6 protein-coding genes and 3 pseudogenes are annotated in these 4,766 nt (G+C 51.4%); 3 read left to right on the top strand and 6 right to left on the bottom strand.

Going from position 1 to position 4,766, the window contains the following annotated elements; all coding sequences use genetic code 11:
- The 3 genes and pseudogenes from VU18_RS04125 to VU18_RS04115 all read left to right on the top strand — a co-directional run.
- Positions 1–380, top strand: a pseudogene (locus tag VU18_RS04125) (ATP-dependent Clp protease ATP-binding subunit); the annotation flags it as partial.
- A gap of 280 nt (positions 381–660) precedes the next feature.
- The gene (locus tag VU18_RS04120; protein WP_014195291.1) at positions 661–1,068 is read left to right on the top strand and encodes a nucleotidyltransferase domain-containing protein; all 408 of its coding nucleotides are present in this window, start codon (positions 661–663) and stop codon (positions 1,066–1,068) included.
- A complete protein-coding gene (locus VU18_RS04115) occupies positions 1,058–1,477 on the top strand; it encodes a DUF86 domain-containing protein (protein WP_014195290.1) in 420 nt (139 codons plus the stop codon). Before VU18_RS04120 ends, VU18_RS04115 begins: the two co-directional genes overlap by 11 nt.
- 27 nt (positions 1,478–1,504) lie before the next feature.
- On the opposite strand, the gene VU18_RS04110 is transcribed toward VU18_RS04115, so the two are convergent.
- From VU18_RS04110 to VU18_RS04090, 6 genes and pseudogenes are all read right to left on the bottom strand, one after another.
- Complete coding sequence (locus tag VU18_RS04110) at positions 1,505–2,158, bottom strand: TetR/AcrR family transcriptional regulator (protein WP_014195289.1); 654 nt, start codon at positions 2,156–2,158, stop codon at positions 1,505–1,507.
- Between the two features lie 11 nt (positions 2,159–2,169).
- Positions 2,170–2,686, bottom strand: a pseudogene (locus tag VU18_RS21215) (ABC transporter permease); the annotation flags it as partial.
- Positions 2,686–2,865, bottom strand: a pseudogene (locus tag VU18_RS04100) (ATP-binding cassette domain-containing protein); the annotation flags it as partial. The pseudogenes VU18_RS21215 and VU18_RS04100, both read right to left, overlap by 1 nt.
- Positions 2,866–2,889: 24 nt before the next feature.
- Entirely contained in the window at positions 2,890–3,804 is a 915-nt protein-coding gene (locus tag VU18_RS04095; RefSeq protein ID WP_233499923.1) for a DUF3533 domain-containing protein, read from the bottom strand.
- Positions 3,805–4,095, bottom strand: coding sequence for a hypothetical protein (locus tag VU18_RS19160; protein WP_233499924.1), 291 nt, complete (start codon positions 4,093–4,095; stop codon positions 3,805–3,807).
- 137 nt (positions 4,096–4,232) lie between these two features.
- A complete protein-coding gene (locus tag VU18_RS04090; protein ID WP_014195285.1) occupies positions 4,233–4,748 on the bottom strand; it encodes a GNAT family N-acetyltransferase in 516 nt (171 codons plus the stop codon).
- Between the last annotated feature and the right edge of the window lie 18 nt (positions 4,749–4,766).

Genomic DNA, 4,766 nt, shown 5'->3' with positions numbered 1-4,766 from the left:
AAAAAGAGGGCAACAGACAAACAAGCGTCCTTGACTCGCTCAGTGCCTACTTCAAGCCGGAATTTTTGAACCGCTTCGACGCCATCATCGAGTTTAAGCCGCTCGAAAAAGCGCACTTGCTTGAGATCGTCGACCTGATGCTCGCCGATGTCAAAGCGGCGATGCGCGAACAAGGCATTGAACTCGAGGTGACCGAAGCGGCGAAAGAAAAACTGGCCGAACTCGGCTACCATCCGGCCTTCGGCGCCCGCCCGCTCCGCCGCGTCATCCAAGAGCAAGTCGAAGACAACATCGCCGACTGCCTGCTTGACGCGGATCAATCGGTGCGTGCGATCCGTATCGATGTCAAGGACAATGCCATTGTGGCGGAAATCGCCTAATTGTGGCTTAACGACCAACGCGCACACCTATATCATCCATCACCCGAATGACTCGAACATCGCCCCATCCCGTTTTCGGGGTGAGGAAGTGTTTTAGGGAAGAGCAGCAAAAAGAGCCGCCCCGAAGTTTGTATGTAAGGAGGAAATGAATCAATCAGCCCCTGCTTCTTTCGCTCAGAGGGATTGGCGCATCATCGCCATCCCTTTTTCTTTTTCCATCTTTTCGCCAAGAACAATAAGATTTTGCTATAATGAAGAAAAACGCAAGGGGGCATCGCGATTGCCAAACGAAATGGAGACGATCATCATTCAGACGCTCCGCCCGGCTCTTCACCCGTTCGTCATCTACCTGTTCGGTTCAGCCGCCCGTGGGACGCTGCGCCCAGACAGCGATGTCGACATCGCCTTTGTCAGCGACGGCGAACCGCATGATCCGTATGAGCTGTTTCGGCTCGCCGGGGAGTTGGCTGACAAGTTAGGGCGAGATGTCGATCTTGTCGATTTGCGCCAAGCCAGCACCGTGTTTCAAGCGCAAGTCGTCTCGACGGGAAAAGCCATTGATTGCCGCGACGAGCGGAAACGGGCTGAGTTCGAAATGAAAACATTGAAAATGTATGTGAAACTAAACGAAGAGAGAGCACCGGTGTTAAAACAAATTACGGAAAGCGGGAGCATATATGAAAAGTGATGTCATTTTAAACAAGATCAGCGTGATCGAACGCTGCCTGAAACGAATTCGTGAAGAATATAACGGCGATCCAAAAAATTTACAAAATTACACAAAACAAGATTCGATCGTTCTGAATTTACAGCGGGCGTGCGAGGCATGCATCGATTTGGCCATGCATATTGTGGCCGAGCAGAAATTCGGATTGCCGCAGCATAGCCGCGATGCATTCGCTCTCCTCGAAGAACATGGGGTCATCTCCCCTTCCATAAGCAAAAAGATGAAGGCGATGGTCGGATTCCGCAACATCGCCGTTCACGACTATCAACAACTGAACCTTGGCATCTTGCAAGCCATCGTCGAACACCATCTTGATGATTTCAAACAATTTACGAAAGCCATCCTCGATTATGCTAAGAAAAACAGCTAGGCCGGCTTCAGTGCGGAAGCCGGCCGGTTAGCGCCGCAGACCGTTCATCAACACGTGAATCGTCCGCTCCATCTCCGCCTCATCGTCCCAATGGTGGTCAGGCAAAAGGAGAAAGCGGGCGGCCAAAAAGCCGGCGAGCGATGTGATCGTCAGGCGGATGACGGAATCGACCGGCAGCTCGGCCAACTCACCTTTTTCTTGAAAATGGCGGACAATGCGGGCGAATTTTGGATACACGTGCTCGGTAAACACGCGTTGAAAGCACTGTTTAATCTCGGAATGAAAGGCAACCTCCTGCCAAAGCACGCGAATCGCTGGCAAATACTTTTTCACAAAGGCGTAGCGATTGGAAAACACCGCGCGCAAAAACTGTTCGTACGTCTCATATTCGTTGTCAAACACTTCACGGACAAACTCTTTCGCCAAAAACGGGGCGACGGACTGAAACAATGTCGGCGTGACGATCGCCAACAATAAGTCTTTTTTCGTCTTATAGTGGCGGAAGATCGTGCCTTCCGCCACCCCGGCCTTTTTGGCGATTTCACTCGTGGAAGTCGCCGCATAGCCTTTTTCGGCAAACATTTCCACTGCGGCTTCCAAAATTTTCAGCTGCTTTTCACTGAACTGCTCTTCCTTGCCGCCGATTTGCAGCAGCTCTTGAATCCATGGATGCTCACTCATGACTCTACTCCTTACAGCTTGCGGTATTTTTTCAGCGCTACTACATTTAATAGCATAAACAGCAACGTAAAGCCAAGCAGCACGTACACATGAGTCAGTCAAGACTTTGACAAATATTTTACTCACACCGTACACATCCACGGCGATGGCGCCAAAGCCCTCTCCCCGCACCATAATATCGCGCAGCGCATCCGCCCCGTAGGTGAGCGGCATGATGACGCTCAGCGAGCGAAGCCATTCTTCCATCGTGTCAAGATTGAACAAGCCGGAGAAAAACACTTGCGGCACGACGACAAGCGGGATAAACTGCACCATTTGCAGCTCGTTGTTGGCGAACGCCGACAGCAGCATCCCAAGCGCCAGCGCTGTCATCGCCAGCAAAAACGTAATGAGCAGCACATACCAAAACGAACCTTCCATCATCATGTCCAACACATCAATGGCAAACCATGAAATTAAGCTCGCTTGAATCGTGGTAAACAATCCGAACCCGATCATGTAGCCAACGCCCATTTCCCAGCGCCGAATTCACTCGCTTGATCAATGCCGGCGATCATGCGCACCAACGTCGTCTTGCCCGCCCCCGACGGGCCGAGCAGGCCGAATATTTCCCCCGTCTGGACTTCCAACGACACATCGTCGATGACTACTTTTTTTCCAAACCGCTTGGAAACACGCTCGACTTGAATAGGTGGATGAGTGCGCATTGTTCATTCCCCCTTTACACCTCATCATGACGTCACCAGTTTGCCGGATTCCTCCGATTCCTGAACCATACGTTTCTTGAATGCCGAAACGATGACGAGAACAACCCCGACAAACGCCAGCCAACATAAGACGGAAACGGGTTCGTTCCATTGAAATGTCGGATCAAAGAAAAAGAGTTCCCGAAGCCCCTCGACCATGAAGCGCTGCGGCAGCCATGAATAAACCCAATCGCGGTAAAATGATGTCATCAATTCCGGCGCCATGGGAAGCAGTGGAGCGCCGAAGAACAAAAGAAGAATAAAAATCAGGATCCCTTTTAACCCAATCCAAGCGAACACGGCGCTTTCAATGGCAAAAAAGCTAAAAAAGGCAAGGGAAACAAACAGCGCCATATCTATAAATGAAGGGATATGAAATCCGATCGCATCCGCCATCCCGATAAGTCCAAATCCTGCGATCAGCGCCAGCAGCAGCCCAACAACCGTTTTCATCACCTGTGCAGCTAGCTTCTCGCGTCGATGGGCAAACGCGCGTCGATCCATCGCTAAATGTAGCAGCGCCGCTGCAGCGAGGCTTGCCATCCAAATCGGCTGAACGAACGAAACAGGCGCATTGCCGTTGGCGCTGTGTGTGCCGACCGCGTGAATGACGGCCGTCTCTTTCTCAACAGGCGAGGCGAGAAGAGCAGCCTGTTCAACCGTCACCATTCCCCCTTTTTTAGACATCGCTTGCAACAATTGTTGGCGCACGTTGGCATTGATATGGTCCGCCGCTTGATTCAAGATTTGCTGCACGATGGCAGACGCTGCGGCATTCATTCCTTGATTGACGACGATTTTCACTTTTGGGGCAGAAGGACGGGGCGTCTGCAGGGACGCTACTTTCTTGCTGAAATCTTTTGGAATGATGAGAGCGCCATAATAGTGTTGCTTATCCATTCATTTTTTCGCTTTGTTCTCGCTGTCAACTTGCATCCAATCAATTGGGGGTTGATCCTTTCCAGCTGCATTCGATTTCGCCATGTTTTGGATGGCTTGTTCAATGTTCTTCCCCATGTTGATCGGGGGCTGATTCGGCAATTGCACCCCTTCGTCCTCGTTGACAAACGCAACGGGAAGCTTTTGCGGCTTCGGATGCACGGTTGGAACAAGAACAAGAGAGAAAATCAATACTACAATGGCCACCATGACAGGCGACAAGGCCACCCACTTACTTCTCAAAATGCTCATGCACCTTTCCTCCTTCTTGAAATAAAATAGTGAGTAATCACTCACAAAAAGTATAAAACAGGACAAACGTGTTTTTAAAGTGAGTAATCACTCGCAAAACAAATTTTTTGAGCTGCCGAACTGTCGGCAGCCCCTTCCTAGTTCATCGTTTGAATGTCTTGCCAGCCGTAGCACCACTCCGATAACACTGTTCCGCCGATTTCCACCCTTTCCTCGGCCAGTTTTTCACCGCCAAGCCGTTCGTAAAAACCGCGCGACGGATTGGCGGCAAGCACCCAGACGACGAGCGAATGAATGCCTTTTTGCGCCAAGTCGCGGGCCAAGGCTTGCACAAGCCGCCGTCCCCATCCTTTTCCTTGGGCCTCTTTGAGCAAATACACCGCGTACAGCTCCCCGTCATACTTCGCTATCGGACCGTCGGATGCTCGATTTCGTCCGCCGGAGACGAATCCAACGACGCGTCCGTTTTCCTCGGCGACAAACACGGAATGGTCCGATTGGCTGAGCACCTTCTCCCATAACGTTTGTTTTTCTCCCACTGCCAACGTCTCCAAGTACGCGTCCGGCACGATGCCGCTGTACGTCGTCTTCCAACTTTCGACGTGGACCGAAGCGATGGCCAGTGCGTCGACCCATGTGGCTTTACGGATCATCGTTTTCCCCCTTTTCCC

It is taken from the genome of Geobacillus sp. ZGt-1 (assembly GCF_001026865.1).
Lineage (GTDB): Bacteria > Bacillota > Bacilli > Bacillales > Anoxybacillaceae > Geobacillus > Geobacillus thermoleovorans.
The sequence above is the reverse complement of the archived record's forward strand: the minus strand, read 5'-3'. Positions and strand labels throughout refer to the sequence as shown.